Here is an 18,589-nt window from a genome sequence, read left to right on the forward strand (position 1 = left end):
ACATTCCGAACCCGGAAGCTAAGCCTCACAGCGCCGATGGTACTGCAGGGGGGACCCTGTGGGAGAGTAGGACGCCGCCGAACAATTCTTCGAGAGAAGCCCCCGCCGGGTGAACCGGACGGGGGCTTCTCTGTTGTAAGGTCAACGTGCAGTGTCGTCACACGGATCAGGAGGCCCCCGGGTGGAGGTCCAGGAGACGCGGGTCCAGACCGATCGCGTCCTCACCATCCCCAACCTGCTCAGCATGGGCCGGCTGGTCGGCGTTCCGCTTTTTCTCTGGCTGATTCTCTGGCCGGTCTTCGACGGCCCCAACAACGACGGTTGGGCGCTGCTGATCCTGGCGTTGAGCGGGATCAGCGACTACCTGGACGGAAAGCTCGCCCGGCGGTGGGGGCAGATCAGCCGGGTGGGGCAGCTGCTCGATCCGCTGGCGGACCGGCTCTATGTGCTGTCCACCCTGGTCGGATTGACCTGGCGTGAGATTCTGCCGTGGTGGCTCACGGCGATTCTGCTGGCGCGTGAGGTGTTTATCGCCGCGCTGCTGCCCATCCTGAACCGGCACGGTTACGGACCGCTGCAGGTGAGTTTTCTGGGGAAGGCCGCGACCTTCAACCTGATGTACGCGTTTCCGCTCCTGCTGCTCGGCAGCGTGGACAGCTGGATCGCGCGGCCGGCCGAGGTGGTCAGCTGGGCCTTCATCTGGTGGGGGACCACGTTGTACTGGTGGGCCGGTATTCTCTACGCCGTTCAGGCGCGGCGCATCATCCGGGCGAGTACCGCGGGCTCCGCGTCCGCAGTCTGAGACACGGGCTGAGAGAAGTCCCACGTCGTATCGGTGCGTCGGACGATACCTTCAGGGTAGAGATCCCTCTGGAACGGTTTGATGGACCTGCAGGTCCACCACCGCGAAGGAGGACGCACCCGTAATGAAAGCCGTAGTCATGGCAGGGGGCGAAGGCACCCGACTCCGCCCGATGACCTCGAGCATGCCGAAGCCGCTGCTACCGGTGGCCAATAGGCCGATCATGGAGCACGTGCTCCGGCTGCTGAAGCGGCACGGTCTCTCCGACACCGTCGTCACCGTCCAGTTCCTGGCGTCACTGGTCAAGAACTACTTCGGTGACGGCGAGGACCTGGGCATGCATCTGACCTATGCCCACGAGGAGACGCCGCTCGGCACTGCGGGGAGTGTCAAGAATGCCGAGGACGCGCTGAAGGACGACTCCTTTCTGGTGATCTCCGGTGACGCGCTGACCGACTTCAATCTCTCCGAATTGATCGACTTTCACCGCAGTAAGGACGCACTGGTCACCGTCTGTCTCACCAGGGTGCCGAATCCCCTGGAGTTCGGAATCACGATCACCGATGACGACGGACGCGTCGAGCGGTTCCTGGAGAAGCCGACCTGGGGGCAGGTCTTCTCCGACACCGTGAACACCGGTATCTACGTGATGGAACCCGAGGTCTTCGACTACGTGGCGGCGGGTGAGTCCGTCGACTGGTCGAGCGACGTCTTCCCGCAGCTGTTGAAGGAGGGCAAGCGGGTCTACGGGTACGTCGCCGAGGGCTACTGGGAGGACGTGGGCACCCACGAGAGCTACGGCAAGGCCCAGGCGGACGTCCTGGAGGGCAAGGTGGACGTCGAGATCGACGGCTTCGAGATCTCCCCGGGGGTCTGGGTCGCCGAGGGCGCCGAGGTGGACCCGGAGGCCGTCCTGCGGGGCCCGCTGTACATCGGTGACTACGCCAAGGTCGAGGCCGGGGTGGAGATCCGTGAGCACACCGTGCTCGGCAGCAACGTGGTGGTCAAGCGCGGCGCCTTCCTCCACAAGGCGGTGGTGCACGACAACGTCTACGTCGGGCCGCAGAGCAACCTGCGCGGCTGCGTGGTGGGCAAGAACACCGACGTGATGCGGGCCGCTCGGATCGAGGACGGTGCGGTCATCGGGGACGAGTGCCTGATCGGCGAGGAGTCGATCATCGGGGCGAACGTCCGCGTCTACCCGTTCAAGACCATCGAGGCCGGCGCCGTGGTCAACACCTCGGTGATCTGGGAGTCCCGCGGCCAGGAGCACCTCTTCGGGCTCCGGGGCGTCTCCGGGATCCTGAACGTCGAGATCACCCCGGAACTGGCCGTGCGGCTGGCCGGCGCGTACGCCACGACCCTGAAGAAGGGGGCGACCGTCACCATCGCGCGTGACCACTCGCGTGGTGCGCGTGCGCTCAAACGGGCGATGATCTCGGCGCTCCAGACCTCCGCGATCGACGTCCGGGACCTGGAGAACGTGCCGATGCCGGTGGCCCGGCAGCACACCGCGCGCGGGAGCGCCGGCGGCATCTTCCTTCGGACCACACCGGGGGTGCCGGACTCACTGGACATCCTCTTCTTCGACGAGCGCGGGGCCGACCTCTCGCAGGCCGGGCAGCGCAAGCTGGACCGCGTGTACGCGCGCCAGGAGTACCGGCGCGCCTTCCCCGGCGAGATCGGCGACCTCACCTTCCCGTCCAGCGTCTTCGACTCCTACGCGGGCAACCTGCTGCGGGCCGTGGACACCACAGGCGTCCGGGAGGCCGGGCTGAAGGTGGTCGTCGACACCGCGCACGGCAGCGCGGGCCTCGTCCTGCCCAGCATCCTCGGGCGGCTCGGGGTGGAGGCGCTGACCGTCTCCAGCGGGCTGGACGAGGCCAGGCCGACGGAGGACGCGGAGGAGCGGCGGGCCGGGCTGGCCAGGCTCGGGGAGCTGGTGGCCTCCTCCCGGGCGGCCTTCGGCGTCCGCTTCGACCCGGTCGGCGAGCGCGTCGCCTTCGTCGACGAGCTCGGGCGGGTGATCGACGACGACCGGGCCCTGCTGGTGCTGCTGGACCTGGTCGCGGCCGAGCGGCGCAGCGGTCAGGTGGCGTTGCCGGTGACGACCACCAGGATCGCGGAGCAGGTCGCGGCGTACCACGGCACCCAGGTCATCTGGACCACGACGACCCCGGACGACCTCGCGAAGGCGGCCTCCGCCGAGGGCACCGTGTTCGGCGGGGACGGGCGCGGCGGTTTCGTGGTGCCGGAGTTCAGCGGGGTGCTGGACGGGGCCGCGGCCTTCGTCCGGCTGGTCGGCCTGGTGGCGCGCACCCAGCTCACGCTGAGCCAGATCGACGCCCGGATCCCGCAGGCGCACATCCGCCGCCGGGACATCGCCACGCCGTGGGCGGCCAAGGGCATGGTCATGCGTTCGGTGGTGGAGGCGGCCGGCAGCCGGCGGCTGGACACCACCGACGGCGTCCGCGTCGTCGAGGCGGACGGGCGCTGGACGCTGGTGCTGCCGGACCCCGCCGAGGCGACCACCCACCTGTGGGCGGAGGGCCCGGACGACGAGGCGACCGAGGCGCTGCTGGACGAGTGGGCCGCGGTGGTCGACGGGGCAGGTCGGTGACGACGACACCGGTCTGACCGAGGAACGGTCCTGACCAGCGGGGCGTGCGGCGGAAGCCGTGCGCCCCGCTGTCCGTTTCACACCCTTCGGCCTGATCCGTCACTTTGCGTCGTGTTTGCAGCTCAGGGGGCGTGCACGGGGCCCGTCTCCGACGTGGGACGATGGTCCGCATGCCAGCGACGCCGACGCCGAGTGCTCCGAACGGACGGTACAACCGCCCGGACGCCTCGATGTCCCTGCTGACCAACGTGATGGACCACAGCCTCGACGAGGGCTACGCCGAGGCGGCCGCGGCCCGCGGCGGCGACCGCGACGGCCGGATACCCAGGACGGCCCGCGGCCTGCTCACGCTGGGCGCCGGGCTGGCCCTGGTCGGGGCCGTGGTGACGGTCGGTGCGGTGAACGCGCACAAGGCGGAGCCGACGCTGGCCAAGGAGCGGGACGCGTTGATCCACCGGATCAACGACAGCAACGGCTCGGCGGACCACCTGCAGCAGCAGGTCCAGGACCTGCGGCGCAAGGTCGAGAGCACGCAGCAGCAGGCGCTCGCCACGGGGAGCGGCGACGCCGGCGGGCTGACCGGTGCGGTGGGGCTGGGCGAGGTGACGGGACCGGGGGTGAAGTTGGTCCTGGAGGACGCCGCCGGGACCGGCGGCGGGGGCAACGTCGACCCGCGGGCCGGGCAGGGCTTCTCCAACAGCGGCCGGCTGCGGGACCGCGACCTGCAGCTCGTGGTGAACGGTCTGTGGGGATCCGGGGCGGAGGCGGTGGCGATCAACGGCCAGCGGCTGACCGCCCTCTCGGCGATCCGGGCCGCGGGCGAGGCGGTGCTGGTGGACAACCGGCCGCTCGTCCCGCCGTACAACATCCAGGCGATCGGGGACGGCCCGAAGCTCCTCACCGCCTTCGAGAACGACATGGCCGGGCAGTACCTGCGGCTGCTCCAGGAGAAGTACGGCATCAAGTCGACCCTCTCCGCGCAGAAGAGCCTGACGCTGCCGGCGGCCGTGGGCGTCTCGCTGCGGACCGCGCAGCCCGTCACCCCCGAGCCCTCACCCACGGCGAGCCCGTCGGCCGCGCCGAGCGCGACGCCGTCGCCCACGGCCGGAACCTCCGAGAGCCCGAGCGCGTCCGTCCCACCGTCCGCGAGCGGCACCGGCACGCCCTCGGGCCCCGCGCGCCGGACCCCGGGCGCCACCACCAAGACCACGACAGCCCACTCGTCCACGACGGCCCCGACCGGGTCGTCGTCCGCAGGGACAGGAGCAGCTAGACCGTGATTGCCGTACTGGGTCTCGTGATCGGGGTGGTCGTCGGGCTCTTCGTCCAGCCCGAGGTGCCGGACGCCGTCGTGCCGTACCTGCCGATCGCGGTGGTGGCGGCGCTGGACGCCGTGTTCGGTGGTGTCCGGGCGATGCTGGACGGGATCTTCAACGACAAGGTGTTCATCGTCTCCTTCCTCTCGAACGTGGTGGTCGCGGCGCTGATCGTGTTCCTCGGTGACCAGCTGGGCGTCGGCTCGCAGCTGTCCACGGGCGTGGTCGTCGTCCTCGGCATCCGCATCTTCTCCAACGCGGCCGCGATCCGGCGCCATGTCTTCCGTGCCTGAGCCGGGCCGCGCGGCGGCGGAGGAGAACGTGGACGGACGGGCCGAGGAGGCGGCGCCCGGGGCGACCGCGGCGAAGGACGCGGCGGGGGTGCCCGGGAAGGCCGTTCAGCGGGTTCCCGCGCCGGCCGCCGAGCAGCCCGCCGAGGCGGCCGGGGAGGGCCCGGAGGCCGCTGCGGCGGCGGACGCGGTCGCGCCGGCGGACCCCGCGGGGGAGGCCGGGGACGCCCGGGCCGAGGACGTCGAGGGCGTGGAGGAGACCGGGCCGGTGGAGCCGGCCGGGGACGCTCCGACGGAGCCCGCGGCGACCGGGGCCGAGGCGGCGCCTGCGCCCGGGGCCGAGCCCGGGGCCGAGCCCGGGGCCGCGGCGGTGGCCGAGCCGACCCTGCAGCTCACCAAGGTGGTGCGGCCGGAGGCGGAGCGGAAGCCGGCGGAGCGGAAGCCGGAACCGGCAGCCGCGTCCGCGTCCGGGGTGGAGCCGGAGCGGGAGCCGGCGTCCGTGCCGGTGGTCGAGGCGGCTCCGGAGCGCGAGCAGGAGCAGGAGGCCGGAGAAGGGGCCGGGGACGAGGCCGGGAGCGATCAGCCGCCCGCCGCGGACCGCAGCGCCGGGCGGCGGCGCCTGAAGGCGGCGCTGTGGCCGCCGAGGCTGTCCCGCGGGCAGCTGGTGGTGGCCCTGCTGCTGTTCTCCCTCGGACTGGCCCTGGCGATCCAGGTGCGGTCGACCAACGACCACCACAGCCAGCTGCGCGGGGCCCGCCAGGAGGACCTGGTCCGGATCCTCGACGAACTGGACAGCCGCCAACAGCGTCTACAGCAGGAGAAGGCGGAGTTGGAGCAGTCCCTGGCCAAGTTGGAGAACAGCTCCAACCAGGCCAAGGAGGCCCAGGAGCAGACCAGGAAGAAGACGACGGAACTCGGCGTGCTCGCCGGTACCGTCAAAGCCACTGGTCCGGGCATCGTACTGACGGTCGATGATCCCCAAGGGCAGGTGAAGGCAGATATGCTGCTGGACACCCTGCAGGAACTTCGAGCGGCGGGGGCGGAGGCGATTCAGATCAACGATGTGCGCGTGGTGGTCAACACCTACTTCACCGACCTCTCGGGCGGTGGTGTGCAGATCGACGGGAAGAAGGTCTCGCAGCCCTATCGGTTCACCGTCGTGGGGAACCCGCAGGACCTGACGCCCGCGCTGAACATCCCGGGAGGCGTCGTCCGCACCCTGGAGAGCCACCAGGCCCGGGCGACGATCGCGCAGCAGCAGAAGGTCGTCGTGGACGCCCTCGTGGATCTGAAGACGCCGCAGTACGCCAAGCCGGCTTCGAAGTGACGGGGCACCCGACGAACGTCCCGTCACGTGCGGGCGGCACCCGGAGCGGGGCGCCGCCGTCGCGTGAGCGAGACTGGTTCGCACGAGTACGCACCGGAGCACCAACCGCAGCACATTCCGTCGGAGCACCGCTCCAGCGGGTCCGGACCGCAACCGGGCCCGCTGCCTGTCCGAGGTTCTCACCCTGCCCCGCGGGCGGGTCTGTCACACGCAAGGGGATTCGCCCGTGAGTTTCTTCTCGAAGTTGTTCGGTCGCAACAAGGGCCGCGACGCGGCCGCCGTCGAGGCGCCCACCGCGCGCCACCGCCGGCCCGAGGACGAGCCCGCCGTGCCGGGCATGCGGCCTGCCCCCGAGGCGCCGCAGTACGCCGAGCAGCAGCTGTTCCGGGACGGCGGCGCCGCCCAGTACGCGGGGAATCCCGCCGGCTACGGCGCGTCGGTTGACCCTTCCGGCGACCCGCGCATAGGTTTCCAGTCGGGACCCTCAACCTCTGGTGGAGGGTTTGCCCCGGATCCGTACGCCGGGCACAACCCGTCGGGTGTGCCGCGCCAGGAGGCTGTGAACATGGCTGGCCCGACTCCGTGCCCCAGGTGCGGCAACCAGAACCCGGCCTCGGCCCGGTTCTGTTCCAACTGCGGTACGGCGCTGCGCGGCGGCCTGATCCCCGAGGGGGCGGCGGAGACCACGTCGACCATCTCCATCTCGGGCCTGGAGTCGTACGACCCCAACACCACGACCGGCACCGGCGCCACGCCGGCCCTGTCGGCCGAGGTGCTGTCGGCCATCGACGCGCTCCCGCCGGGCTCGGCCCTGCTGATCGTGCAGCGCGGCCCGAACTCGGGCAGCCGGTTCCTGCTGGACTCGGACGTCACCACGGCCGGCCGTCACCCGCAGGGCGACATCTTCCTGGACGACGTCACGGTCTCGCGCCGGCACGTGGAGTTCCGCCGCACGCCGGCCGGCTTCAGCGTCGCCGACGTGGGCAGCCTCAACGGCACCTACGTCAACCGGGAGCGGATCGACGAGGTGTCGCTGAACAACGGCGACGAGGTGCAGATCGGGAAGTACCGGCTGGTGTTCTTCGCCGGCCACAACCGGGGGTACTGAACCCAACGTCGGCAGGAGCCCGAGTGAGTACGAATCCCCCCTCACCTTCTCTCGGGGCGACCACCCCCGCGTCGTCCGGTCCGCAGGCGGACCGTGGCGGGCGCGGGGTGGTCGCGGGCCCCAGGCAGCCGGTCCGCCCGGACCGGCCGGGGGTGCGTCGGCGCGGCGGCGACGAGCTGCTGAGCATCGGCGCCGTGCTGGCCTTCCTGCGCGACGACTTCCCCGAGGTCACCATCTCCAAGATCCGCTTCCTGGAGGCGGAGGGGCTGGTCGAGCCGCAGCGCACGCCCTCGGGGTACCGCAAGTTCAGCCCGGCCGACGTCGAGCGGCTGGCCTACGTCCTGCGCATGCAGCGGGACCACTACCTGCCGCTGCGGGTGATCCGCGAGCACCTGGACGCGATCGAGCGCGGTGAGGCCCCGCCCGCGCTGCCGCCCTCCGCCGACACCCGGCCCGGCCCGCTGGAGGAGGCCGACCGCGAGCTGGTCGCCGCCGCCGACGCGGCGTCCGGGGTCCGGCTGGGGCGGGCCGAGCTGCTGGCGGCCGCCGAGGCCGGGGAGCGGGAGCTGGCCGAGTGGGAGTCCTACGGCCTGGTCGCGCCCGGTCCGGACGGCGGGTACGACGGTGAGGCGCTGCAGGTCGCCCGGCTGGTCGCGGAGCTCGGCCGGTTCGGGCTGGAACCGCGCCACCTGCGGGCCATGAAGGCGGCCGCGGACCGCGAGGTCGCCCTGGTGGAGCAGGTGGTGGCGCCGCTGCGCCGGCACCGCAACCCGCAGACCAGGGCCCACGCGGAGGCCACCGCCAGGGAGCTCGCCACGCTGTCCGTCCGGCTCCACGCGGCGATGGTGCAGGCCGGTCTGCGCACGCGCGGGTAGCCGCCCGGGCCGCCGGCCAGGCGGCCGGGTGCACCGCCCTGACCAGCGGCGTCGGCCCTGCGCTTTCATATCCGGGAGCGGAGCCATAGGGTTGCCTGTGTGAATGAGCTCGACGTCGTGGGTGTCCGAGTGGAGATGCCTTCCAACCAGCCGATCGTGCTGCTTCGGGAGGTCGGGGGCGATCGGTACCTGCCGATCTGGATCGGCCCCGGCGAGGCGACCGCGATCGCCTTCGCCCAGCAGGGCATGACGCCGGTGCGCCCGCTGACGCACGACCTGTTCAAGGACGTCCTGGAGGCGCTGGGCCAGCAGCTCACCGAGGTCCGGATCACCGACCTGCGGGAGGGCGTCTTCTACGCCGAGCTGGTCTTCGCCGGCGGGGTCGAGGTCAGCGCGCGGCCGTCCGACGCGATAGCGCTGGCGCTGCGCACCGGGACGCCGATCTACGGGAGCGAGGAGGTGCTCGCCGAGGCGGGCATCGCGATCCCGGACGAGCAGGAGGACGAGGTCGAGAAGTTCCGCGAGTTCCTCGACCAGGTGTCGCCCGAGGACTTCGGGGGCAGCGGCCCGCAGTAGCGCGAACGGGACGGTGTACTGATCAGGTAGCCGTCGCACCGGTCGTTTTGCCAAAAACCGTCCATCTACCCACACTAGGGGCACGAAAAACCACTCTCCTGAGTGACGTGGTTTGTCCGGCCCGGCGTGGCGATCGTTGACGGGTCATAGGGGACTGCCTACCGTCAGGAGTGGCTGTCCGGGTGACCGATGCCCGCAGTCTCGGGTTGCCCGCAGCACCAGTGGACGGAGGTAGGCATGAGCAGCACCGGCGACGACGCGGCCGTGGGAGGCCTGTGCGCCGTGCACCTGCCGCGCACCGCTCGTACCGTGACGGACCTGCCCCGGGTGAGCAGGTTCCCGGCCGTGCAGCCGGGGCAGCCAGCCATCGAGCGGCTGGCCCCGACGTCCGAACTGATCGGCTACCGCGGCCCGACGGCCTGTGCGGCGGCCGGCATCACGTACCGCCAACTGGACTACTGGGCCCGCACCGGACTGCTGGAGCCCAGCGTCCGCAGCGCGTACCCGGCGACCAGCCAGCGGCTCTACAGCTTCCGCGACATCCTGCTGCTGAAGATCGTCAAGCGGCTGCTCGACGCGGGCGTCTCGTTGCAGAACATCCGGGTGGCCGTCGCCCATCTGCAGGCCGCCGAGCAGGGTGACCTGGCCGGGATGACGCTGCTGTGCGACGGTGCGACGGTGTACGAGTGCACCACGCCGCAGCAGGTGGTCGACCTGCTGAAGGGCGGTCAGGGGGTGTTCGGCATCGCGGTCGGAGCGGTCTGGCAGGAGCTGGAGCGGGTGGTCGCGCGGCTGCACGCCGAACGCACCGACACCGGCGAGACGGTGGTCGGCCACGACCCGGGGGACGAGCTGGCGCAGCGCCGCAACCGGGCGGTCTGACCGACGATCTGACGAGGCCGTGGGCCCGAACGGGAACCGTTCGGGCCCACGGCCTCGTCGTTTCGCCCGGTGACGAGACCGAGGGAGGGCACGTGGGGTTCGGCGGCGCGGTGACGGACCGGCTGAGACGGCGGGGCGGGCGGCTGGTGGCCGCACTGCGGGAGCGGCCCGCGCAGCGCAGGGCCTTCCAACTGGGGACTGTGCTCTGCTCCCTGGCGCTCGCGCCGAGCGCCTGGCTGTGGGTCTCGGCGGGCGACCGGGTGGGCACGGTGGAGAGCGTGCCGGCGGCGCCGGTCGCGGTGGTCTTCGGCGCCGGGCTGGACGACGGCAGGCCGTCCCCGTACCTGGAGCACCGGCTGGTCGCGGCACTGGACCTGTACCGGGCCGGGAAGGTGCAGGCGATCCTGGTCACCGGGGACAACGGGCGGGACAGCTACGACGAGCCGGACGCGATGCGGCGGTACCTGATCGAGCACGGCGTGCCCGAGGTGCGGGTGGTGGGCGACTACGCGGGCTTCGACACCTGGGACTCCTGCACCCGCGCGCGGCGGGTGTTCGGGGTGGACCGGGCGGTGCTGGTCAGCCAGGACTTCCACGTCCGCCGGGCGCTGGCGCTCTGCGCGGCCGCGGGCATCGACGCGCACGCCGTCGCGGTGCCGGAGCCGCACGACGTCACCTGGCTGTACGGCGGGCTGCGGGAGGTCCCGGGGGCCGGCAAGGCGGTGGTCAACGCCTGGCTGCGGCCGGACCCGGTCTTCCTCGGGCCCCGTGAGGAGGGCATCCCGAGGGCCCTGGCGGACGCCGCCCGGCGGTAGGCCGCTCCGCCGGGCCCGGAGCCCGGCGGGCCCGGCGGCGGGGGCGTCGGCCGGGTTCGTACGCACTGTCGGACCCGTGGGCGATGATCGGCGGGTGCGATCACTGCCGAGCATCATCCACCTCGACATGGACGCCTTCTTCGCGGCGGTGGAGCAGGCGGCCAAGCCGAGCCTGCGCGGGAAGCCGGTGATCGTCGGCGGGCTCGGCGGGCGCGGGGTGGTCTCCACGGCCTCCTACGAGGCGCGCAGGTTCGGGGTCCACTCGGCCATGCCGATGGCGCAGGCGCGCCGGCTCTGCCCCAACGCGGCCTTCCTGGCCGGGCGGTTCGAGGCCTACCGGCAGGTCAGCGAGATCGTGATGGGCCTGCTGCGGGAGCTGTCGCCGCTGGTGCAGCCGCTCAGCCTGGACGAGGCGTTCGTCGACCTGGAGGCCGGCCCGTACGGTCCGGTGCTGGCCGAGGCCGACCACGGGACGGGGGAGCGGCTGGTGCTCGCCCTGGCGGAGGACCTGCGGGCCGACATCCTCGAGCGCACCGGGCTGACCGCCTCGGTGGGGGCGGCCGGGTCCAAGCTGATGGCGAAGATCGCCTCCGAGCAGGCCAAGCCGGACGGGCTGGTGCTGGTCGAGCCCGGGCAGGAGCGCGCCGTCCTCGGCCCGATGCCCGTCCGGGCGCTGCCGGGGATCGGGCCGGCCACCGAGCAGGTGCTGCGGCGGGCCGGGCTGAGCACGGTGGCCGACCTGGCCGAGGCCGGCGAGAGCGAGCTCGTCCAGCTGCTCGGGCGCTCGCACGGCGCGGGGGTGTTCCAGATGTCCATAGGGCTGGACGAGCGCCCGGTGGTGGCCGACCAGGACGCCAAGTCCGTCTCCGTGGAGGACACCTTCGAGGTGGACCTCGCCGACCGGGACCGGGTGCTGCGCGAGGTGGAGGTGCTGGCCGCCCGGTGCGTCCGGCGGCTGCGCGCGGCCGGGCGCTCCGGGCGGACGGTGGTGCTGAAGGTCCGGCGGTTCGACTTCTCGACGCTGACCCGGTCGGAGACGCTGCGCGGGCCCACGGACGACGAGGCGGTGATCACCGAGACGGCGCGCCGGCTGGCGGCCCAGGTGGACATCACGGGCGGGATCCGGCTGCTCGGCGTGGGCGTCGCCCAACTGGCCGACTACACCCAGGAGGACCTCTTCGCGCAGGCCCTCCGGGAGGAGGCCGCGGAGCACCCGGAGGCGGCGGAGGGGGAGGCCGAGGAGGAGCCGGCGACGGCCGTCCTGCGGCGCTGGCTGCCCGGGCAGGACGTCCGGCACGCGGAGCTGGGGCCCGGATGGGTGCAGGGCAGCGGCGTCGGGCGGGTCACCGTGCGGTTCGAGACGCCGTGGAGCGGGCCGGGGCGGATCCGGACCTTCGCGGTGGACGATCCGGCGCTGGAGCCGGCCCGGCCGCTGCCGTTGCGCGGGGGCGGCGAGGAGGCGGCGGGGGAGCCGGGCCCGGCCGGGCGGTGAGACGCGAAGCGGCCCCACCCGGTCCAGGGGGAGTACCGGGTGGGGCCGCATTACCGTGCCGGACCCCGGTGCGGTCGTGATGCCCTCACGACCGGCCGGGGGCCGGGCCCCCGCGCCCTGTCCCGGGGCGCGGGGGTCGGACGCCTCGTCAGGCGTCGGTCTTCACCAGCTCGGGGCCGGCGTTCTGGTCGGCCGCGCCGCCCTGGGCGACGGTGGTGGCCGGCTTGACGGTGCGGATCAGGAAGGGGACGGCGCCGGCGACGGCGCAGACCACGGCCGCGGCCCAGAACGCGTGCTTGTAGGCGTCCAGGGTGGGCAGCGTCAGCGGGATCTGCGGGGGCAGCTTCATGGTGTCGCCGGTCAGGATGGCGGCCATCACGGCGGTGCCGATCGCACCGCCGACGGTGCGCAGCACGGCGTTCATGCCGTTGGCGATGCCGCTCTGCTCCACCGGGACGGCGCCGTTGATGTAGGCCGGCATCGCGGAGAAGGCCAGGCCGATGCCCAGACCGAAGATCGCCGAGGCGGTGTAGATGTCACCCTCGCTGCTGTGCCGCAGGGCCAGGTAGGCCATCGCGACACCACCGAGGACGCCACCGAGGACCAGCGGCAGGCGCGGGCCGCGGCGGGCGATCAGCATCGCGCCGAGCGGGGCGGCCACCATCGAGCCGATGGCGGACGGCAGCAGCATCACGCCGGCGTGCAGGACGGTCGCGGTGAAGCCGTAGTGGGTGAGCTTCTCCGGGGTCTGGGCGAAGTTGCTGATCACCATGAACGAGCCGTACATGCCGAAGCCGATCAGCAGGCCGGCCAGGTTGGTGAAGGCGACGGCCGGGCGGGACATCATCCGCATGTCGACCAGCGGGTGGGCGACCTTGGTCTCGATGACGCCCCAGATCAGGGCGACGACGGCGGCCACGGCGAACAGGCCGAGGGTCTTGGTGGAGGTCCAGCCCCAGTGGTTGCCCTGGCTGACCGCGACCAGCAGCGCGGAGAGCCAGCCGGCCAGGGTGAGGGCGCCGAGCGGGTCGGCGCCGCCGTCCTTGTCGGTGACCGGGTCGGACGGGACGCGCAGGGCGACCAGCAGGACGGCGAGCAGGCCGAAGGCCAGACCCATCCAGAAGATCGACTTGTAGCTCCAGTGCTCCAGCAGGAGACCGGTGGCCACCAGGCCGAGGCCGGAGCCGACGCCCATCGAGGCGCTGATGGCGGCGACGCCGCCGGTCACCTTCTGCTTGGGCAGCTCGTCGCGGACGATGCTGATCGCCAGCGGGAGCACGCCACCGCCGGCGCCCTGCAGGACACGGGCGACGACCAGCCAGGTGAACGAGTGGGTGCTGACCGCCAGCGCCGAACCGGCGACCAGACCCGCCAGCGAGATGAGCAGCATCGGCTTGCGGCCCCGGAGGTCGCCGAAGCGGCCCAGCAGGGGAGTCAGCACGGCGGCGGAGAGCAGGTTGGCGGTCATCAGCCAGGTGATGCTGGACGCGGAGACGTTCAGTTCCTTGGCCAGCGAGGGCAGGATCGGGACGACCGCGGTCTGCACCACGCTGAACGACAGCATCGCCAGGATGAGGGCCGGCAGGACCCGGGCGCTGCTCTGCTTCTCGGCCGCGATGGTGGGCTGGGGTGCCTCACTCACGGTTGCTTCCTCCCGTACATAGTGAATGAACTGAAGTAACCATGCCGGGAGATACTTCAGAGTGTCAAATATCGATCGGTGAAGCTTTGGCAAAGTCGAAGGATCCCGGTGCCGGCGGCGGGCCGAGCGGTGCCGTCCGGGCGCAGCGCGAGGCCCCCGGACCGAGGGTCCGGGGGCCTGGTGGAGCGGGTCAGGAGGGCTGGTGGAGCCCGTCGGGGCGGCGTCGGGGCGGCGTCAGGACAGCGGGCGCAGGGCCGCGGGGCGGCCGTTGTCGGCAGCCGGGGCGGAGCCGGGGGTCGGAGCGTGGTCCGGGCTCTGGCCCGGGGTGTGGTCCGGGGTGTGGCCCGGGCTCTGGGAGGAGGACCCGGGGGCGCCGGGAGCCGAGGTCTCGTCGTGGACCTCGACGTGCTCGCGCCGCAGCTCGTCCGTGACCACCTCCTCGGCGGTGTACCGCTCGACCACCAGGCGGACCCGCTCGATCGGGGCGAGGTACTTGCGGACCACCGGGCGCTCCTCGCGCAGGGTGACCTCCTCCACCGCCTCGGCGATGTCCTTCTCGGTCAGCGAGGCGCGCTCGGCCTCGCTCACCGGCATCCGCTCCACCCGGACCCGCTCGCGCACCACCGGGACGCGGCGCTCGACCGGCTCGCTGGTCACGTACTTGCGCAGCTTCGCGGTGCCCAGGACGTGCCACTCGGTGGTGATGTCCAGGCGCTCCTCGCGGCAGGTGATCTCCAGCGGGCCGCTGGGGGAGGAGGACGACGGGGTGTCCGCCCCGGGGGCCGGGGTGGTCGCGGGCGGGACGACCTGCGGCTTCGGCTCGACGACGGGTACCGCCGCCGCGGCGGCGGCGACGGGAGCGAGGGTGCTGAGAGTGCGCACGCTGGCCTCCGGGGCGGTGCTGGTGCTCGTGGCGGTGGTCGGGGAGGGAGTGGGGGCGGGGGAGAGGAGGGCGGCGGCCTTCGCGGGCTCGGCCGCCGGGGTGGAGCCGAAGTCGAGGTCGGGCTGCGCGGGCCGGTCGCCCGACCCGTTGGCCGACCCGCCCTCGACGGGGGTGTCGAGGCCGTAGTAGCGGTAGAGCTGGAGCTCCTGGGCGGGCGAGAGGTGCTGGCCGACGCCGAAGTCCGGCGAGTCCTTGACCAGCGACTTGTCGTACGGGACCCGGAGCTCCTCGCCGGAGAACTCGCTCGTGGTCAGCGGGACGAAGGCGTCCCGGCCGAAGATGCCGGTCCGGACGGCCGCCCACTCCGGCTGGCCGGTCGCGTCATCCAGGTAGACCTCGTCGACCGTGCCGATCTTGTCCCCGTTGCGGTCGACCGCCTTGTGGCCGATGAGGTCCCGGGGGTCGATGTCGGTTTGCACTCTTTCCTCCAGTGCGCTGCACCTGCGGAACTCCCGCAGGACGGCGTCGGAGCACCCGTCCCGTCCGCCACTTCACACCAAAAGCCATGAACCGGGCGGGCGCGACCGGTGCGCCGCCGGACGGGCTGCGCGTTGGGCCGTCCGGGGTACGCGCGTAGACCCCGGGTGACCTGACGCACCCGTGATCGGACGGCCTCCCGCTGGTACCCTGGGCGGCGACCGCCGAGCCCGCTCGGGAGAGTCCCCGCCGGCGGAATCCGCTGGTCGGGGCGCCGAAGGAGCAACTCCTCCCCGGAATCTCTCAGGCATCCGTACCGTGCGGGATAGGTCACTCTGGAAAGCAGGGCAGGAGCGTCGGCACGTGAGCCGGCGACACCACCCTCACCGACGGTGCAAGCCGACGGCGCGCCACCGCGTGTCGTGCGGGCGAAGCTCTCAGGTCCCGATGACAGAGGGGGAGGCCTGTCGGGTTCGTCCGCCCAAGTCGCTCCGCTGCCCGCAGCGGGGTAGGCCCGCCGGCGTGCGTACCCCCGCCGGTCCGTGACCAGGAGGCCTCGACCACATGAACGCCCAGCCGAACGCGGGACGCCCCACCGGCGCCTCGACCCTCACCGAGCTTGAGCTGGCCAGCCCCTTCGAGAACCGCCACATCGGCCCCGACGCCTCCGCGCAGGAGAAGATGCTGGCGTCCATCGGCTACGGCTCGCTCGCCGAGCTCGCCGACACCGCCGTTCCCGAGGCGATCCGCTCCATCACCGCGCTGGACCTGCCCGCGGGCCGCAGCGAGGCGCAGGTCCTCGCCGAGCTGCGCGAGCTGGCCGGCCGCAACCAGGTGCTCCAGCCGATGATCGGCCTGGGCTACTACGGCACCTTCACCCCGCCGGTGATCCTGCGCAACGTCATGGAGAACCCGGCCTGGTACACCGCCTACACGCCGTACCAGCCGGAGATCTCCCAGGGCCGCCTGGAGGCGCTGCTCAACTTCCAGACCCTGGTCTCCGACCTGACCGGCCTGCCGACCTCCGGCTCCTCGCTGCTCGACGAGGGCACCGCGGCCGCCGAGGCGATGGCGCTGGCCCGCCGCGTCACCAAGGTCAAGGGCGGCGTCTTCCTGGTCGACGCCGAGACCCTGCCGCAGACCGTCGCGGTGATCCAGACCCGCGCGGAGCCGACCGGTGTCGAGGTCGTCGTCGCCGACCTGTCCGCCGGCATCCCGGCCGAGATCGTCGAGCGCGGCGTCTTCGGCGTCCTGCTCCAGTACCCGGGCGCCACCGGCGTGGTCCGCGACCTCACCCCGCTCGTCGAGCAGGCGCACGGCCTGGGCGCGATCGTCGCCGTCGCCGCCGACCTGCTGGCGCTCACCCTGCTCAAGTCCCCGGGTTCGCTCGGCGCCGACATCGCCTGCGGCACCTCGCAGCGCTTCGGCGTGCCGATGGGCTTCGGCGGTCCGCACGCCGGCTACCTGTCTGTGCGCGCGGAGTACGCCCGCTCGCTGCCCGGCCGCCTGGTGGGCGTCTCGGTCGACTCCGACGGCAACCGCGCCTACCGCCTGGCGCTGCAGACCCGCGAGCAGCACATCCGCCGTGAGAAGGCCACCAGCAACATCTGCACCGCCCAGGTGCTGCTCGCCGTGATGGCCTCCATGTACGCCGTGTACCACGGTCCGGACGGCCTGGCCGACATCGCCCGCCGCACCCACCGCTACGCCGCCGCCCTCGCCGAGGGCCTGCGCGCCGGCGGCGTCGAGCTGCTGCACGGCGAGTTCTTCGACACCGTCACCGCCGTCGTCCCGGGCCGGGCCGCCGAGATCGCCGCGGCCGCCCGCGCCAACGGCGTCAACGTGTACCAGGACGGTGCGGACCGGATCTCGGTCTCCACCGACGAGACCACCACCCGCGAGCACCTGGCCGGTGTCTGGGCCGCCTTCGGCGTCCCCGCGGTCGAGGTCGCGGAGGCCGCCGACGCGCTGCCGGCCGCGCTGCTGCGCGAGGACGAGTACCTGACCCACCCGGTCTTCCACAGCCACCGCTCGGAGACCGCCATGCTGCGCTACCTGCGCCGCCTGTCGGACCGGGACTACGCGCTGGACCGCGGCATGATCCCGCTGGGCTCCTGCACCATGAAGCTCAACGCGACCACCGAGATGGAGGCGGTGACCTGGCCGGAGTTCGGCCAGCTGCACCCCTTCGCGCCGATCGAGCAGGCCCAGGGCTACCTCACCCTGATCCGCCAGCTGGAGCAGCAGCTGGTCGAGGTGACCGGCTACGACGCCGTCTCGATCCAGCCGAACGCGGGCTCGCAGGGCGAGCTGGCCGGCCTGCTGGCCGTCCGCGCCTACCACCAGGCCAACGGCGACACCCAGCGCGACGTCTGCCTGATCCCCTCCTCCGCGCACGGCACCAACGCGGCCTCGGCCGTGATGGCCGGCATGCGCGTGGTCGTGGTGAAGACCCTGGTCGACGGCGACGTGGACGTCGACGATCTGAAGGCCAAGATCGAGCAGCACCGCGACAGCCTCGCCGTGCTGATGGTCACCTACCCGTCCACCCACGGCGTGTACGAGACCGAGATCACCACCATCTGCGCCCTGGTGCACGAGGCCGGCGGCCAGGTGTACGTGGACGGTGCCAACCTGAACGCGCTGGTCGGCCTCGCCAAGCCGGGCAAGTTCGGCGCGGACGTCTCGCACCTGAACCTGCACAAGACCTTCTGCATCCCGCACGGCGGTGGCGGCCCGGGCGTCGGCCCCGTCGCGGTGCGCGCCCACCTGGCGCCGTACCTGCCGAACCACCCGCTCCAGGAGGAGGCCGGCCCGGCCACCGGCGTCGGCCCGATCTCGGCGGCGCCGTGGGGCTCGGCGGCCATCCTCCCGATCTCCTGGGCGTACGTCCGGCTGATGGGCGGCGAGGGCCTCAAGCGCGCGACCCAGGTCGCGGTGCTGAACGCCAACTACATCGCCAAGCGGCTGGCCCCGCACTTCCCGGTGCTCTACACCGGCCCCGGCGGGCTGGTCGCGCACGAGTGCATCATCGACCTGCGCCCGCTGACCAAGGAGACGGGCGTGACGGTGGACGACATCGCCAAGCGCCTGATCGACTACGGCTTCCACGCGCCGACGATGTCGTTCCCGGTGGCCGGCACGCTGATGATCGAGCCGACCGAGTCCGAGGACCTGCACGAGATCGACCGGTTCTGCGACGCGATGATCGAGATCCGGGCCGAGATCGACAAGGTCGGCTCGGGCGAGTGGGCCGCCGAGGACAACCCGCTGCGCAACGCCCCGCACACCGCCGCCGCCCTGGCCGGTGACTGGGCGCACGGCTACTCGCGGCACGAGGCGGTCTTCCCGGCCGGCGTGAACCCGGCGGACAAGTACTGGCCGCCGGTCAGCCGGATCGACGGCGCGTACGGCGACCGCAACCTGGTCTGCTCCTGCCCGCCGCTGGACGAGTACGGCGTCTGACCGCGTCCGGACCCCGCGC

The 18,589-nt window shown here is 72.5% G+C and carries 13 protein-coding genes, 1 rRNA gene, 1 pseudogene and 1 riboswitch; of the genes and pseudogenes, 13 read left to right on the forward strand and 2 right to left on the reverse strand.

Annotated elements, in window-relative coordinates; translation table 11 throughout:
* The 12 genes and pseudogenes from rrf to AB0N04_RS20595 form a co-directional block, all read left to right on the forward strand.
* Window positions 1–83: ribosomal RNA gene (gene rrf / locus AB0N04_RS20540) — 5S ribosomal RNA — on the forward strand; the annotation flags it as partial.
* Window positions 84–181: 98 nt separating this feature from the next.
* Window positions 182–802: a CDP-alcohol phosphatidyltransferase family protein gene (locus AB0N04_RS20545; protein ID WP_360223038.1), complete on the forward strand. Its 621-nt coding sequence runs from the start codon at window positions 182–184 to the stop codon at window positions 800–802.
* A gap of 124 nt (window positions 803–926) precedes the next feature.
* Window positions 927–3,422 (forward strand): mannose-1-phosphate guanyltransferase, encoded by a 2,496-nt coding sequence (locus tag AB0N04_RS20550; RefSeq protein ID WP_360223041.1) that lies wholly within the window; start codon window positions 927–929, stop codon window positions 3,420–3,422.
* A gap of 170 nt (window positions 3,423–3,592) precedes the next feature.
* Entirely contained in the window at window positions 3,593–4,702 is a 1,110-nt protein-coding gene (locus tag AB0N04_RS20555; protein ID WP_360223044.1) for a DUF881 domain-containing protein, read from the forward strand.
* Window positions 4,699–5,031, forward strand: coding sequence for a small basic family protein (locus tag AB0N04_RS20560; RefSeq protein ID WP_030062488.1), 333 nt, complete (start codon window positions 4,699–4,701; stop codon window positions 5,029–5,031). The genes AB0N04_RS20555 and AB0N04_RS20560 overlap by 4 nt, the downstream gene beginning before the upstream one ends.
* Before the next feature lie 604 nt (window positions 5,032–5,635).
* Window positions 5,636–6,355: pseudogene (locus tag AB0N04_RS20565) on the forward strand (DUF881 domain-containing protein); the annotation flags it as partial.
* A gap of 565 nt (window positions 6,356–6,920) precedes the next feature.
* Window positions 6,921–7,463: an FHA domain-containing protein gene (locus tag AB0N04_RS20570; RefSeq protein ID WP_360223047.1), complete on the forward strand. Its 543-nt coding sequence runs from the start codon at window positions 6,921–6,923 to the stop codon at window positions 7,461–7,463.
* Between the two features lie 152 nt (window positions 7,464–7,615).
* Window positions 7,616–8,338 carry a MerR family transcriptional regulator gene (locus AB0N04_RS20575; protein WP_360223052.1) on the forward strand — a complete coding sequence of 241 codons (723 nt, stop codon included), beginning with the start codon at window positions 7,616–7,618 and terminating at the stop codon, window positions 8,336–8,338.
* A gap of 99 nt (window positions 8,339–8,437) precedes the next feature.
* Window positions 8,438–8,914, forward strand: a complete 477-nt coding sequence (locus tag AB0N04_RS20580; RefSeq protein WP_030303568.1) for a bifunctional nuclease family protein — start codon at window positions 8,438–8,440, stop codon at window positions 8,912–8,914.
* A gap of 237 nt (window positions 8,915–9,151) precedes the next feature.
* Window positions 9,152–9,796 (forward strand): MerR family transcriptional regulator, encoded by a 645-nt coding sequence (locus AB0N04_RS20585; RefSeq protein ID WP_360223050.1) that lies wholly within the window; start codon window positions 9,152–9,154, stop codon window positions 9,794–9,796.
* A 155-nt stretch (window positions 9,797–9,951) separates the two neighbouring features.
* Complete coding sequence (locus AB0N04_RS20590; protein WP_360221006.1) at window positions 9,952–10,611, forward strand: ElyC/SanA/YdcF family protein; 660 nt, start codon at window positions 9,952–9,954, stop codon at window positions 10,609–10,611.
* Between the two features lie 94 nt (window positions 10,612–10,705).
* Window positions 10,706–12,103 carry a DNA polymerase IV gene (locus tag AB0N04_RS20595; protein ID WP_360220941.1) on the forward strand — a complete coding sequence of 466 codons (1,398 nt, stop codon included), beginning with the start codon at window positions 10,706–10,708 and terminating at the stop codon, window positions 12,101–12,103.
* Between the two features lie 148 nt (window positions 12,104–12,251).
* Here the strand turns inward: AB0N04_RS20595 and AB0N04_RS20600 are convergent, their stop codons facing one another.
* A complete protein-coding gene (locus tag AB0N04_RS20600) occupies window positions 12,252–13,745 on the reverse strand; it encodes an MFS transporter (RefSeq protein WP_360220944.1) in 1,494 nt (497 codons plus the stop codon).
* A gap of 234 nt (window positions 13,746–13,979) precedes the next feature.
* Window positions 13,980–15,107 (reverse strand): PRC and DUF2382 domain-containing protein, encoded by a 1,128-nt coding sequence (locus AB0N04_RS20605; protein ID WP_360220947.1) that lies wholly within the window; start codon window positions 15,105–15,107, stop codon window positions 13,980–13,982.
* A 223-nt stretch (window positions 15,108–15,330) separates the two neighbouring features.
* Window positions 15,331–15,434: riboswitch (glycine riboswitch) on the forward strand.
* 235 nt (window positions 15,435–15,669) lie between these two features.
* Between AB0N04_RS20605 and gcvP the strand changes: the two genes are divergently transcribed.
* The gene (gcvP, locus tag AB0N04_RS20610; RefSeq protein ID WP_363364991.1) at window positions 15,670–18,570 is read left to right on the forward strand and encodes an aminomethyl-transferring glycine dehydrogenase; all 2,901 of its coding nucleotides are present in this window, start codon (window positions 15,670–15,672) and stop codon (window positions 18,568–18,570) included.
* The last annotated feature ends 19 nt before the right edge of the window (window positions 18,571–18,589 follow it).

Source organism: Kitasatospora sp. NPDC051702 (assembly GCF_040681575.1).
Classification (GTDB): Bacteria; Actinomycetota; Actinomycetes; order Streptomycetales; family Streptomycetaceae; genus Kitasatospora.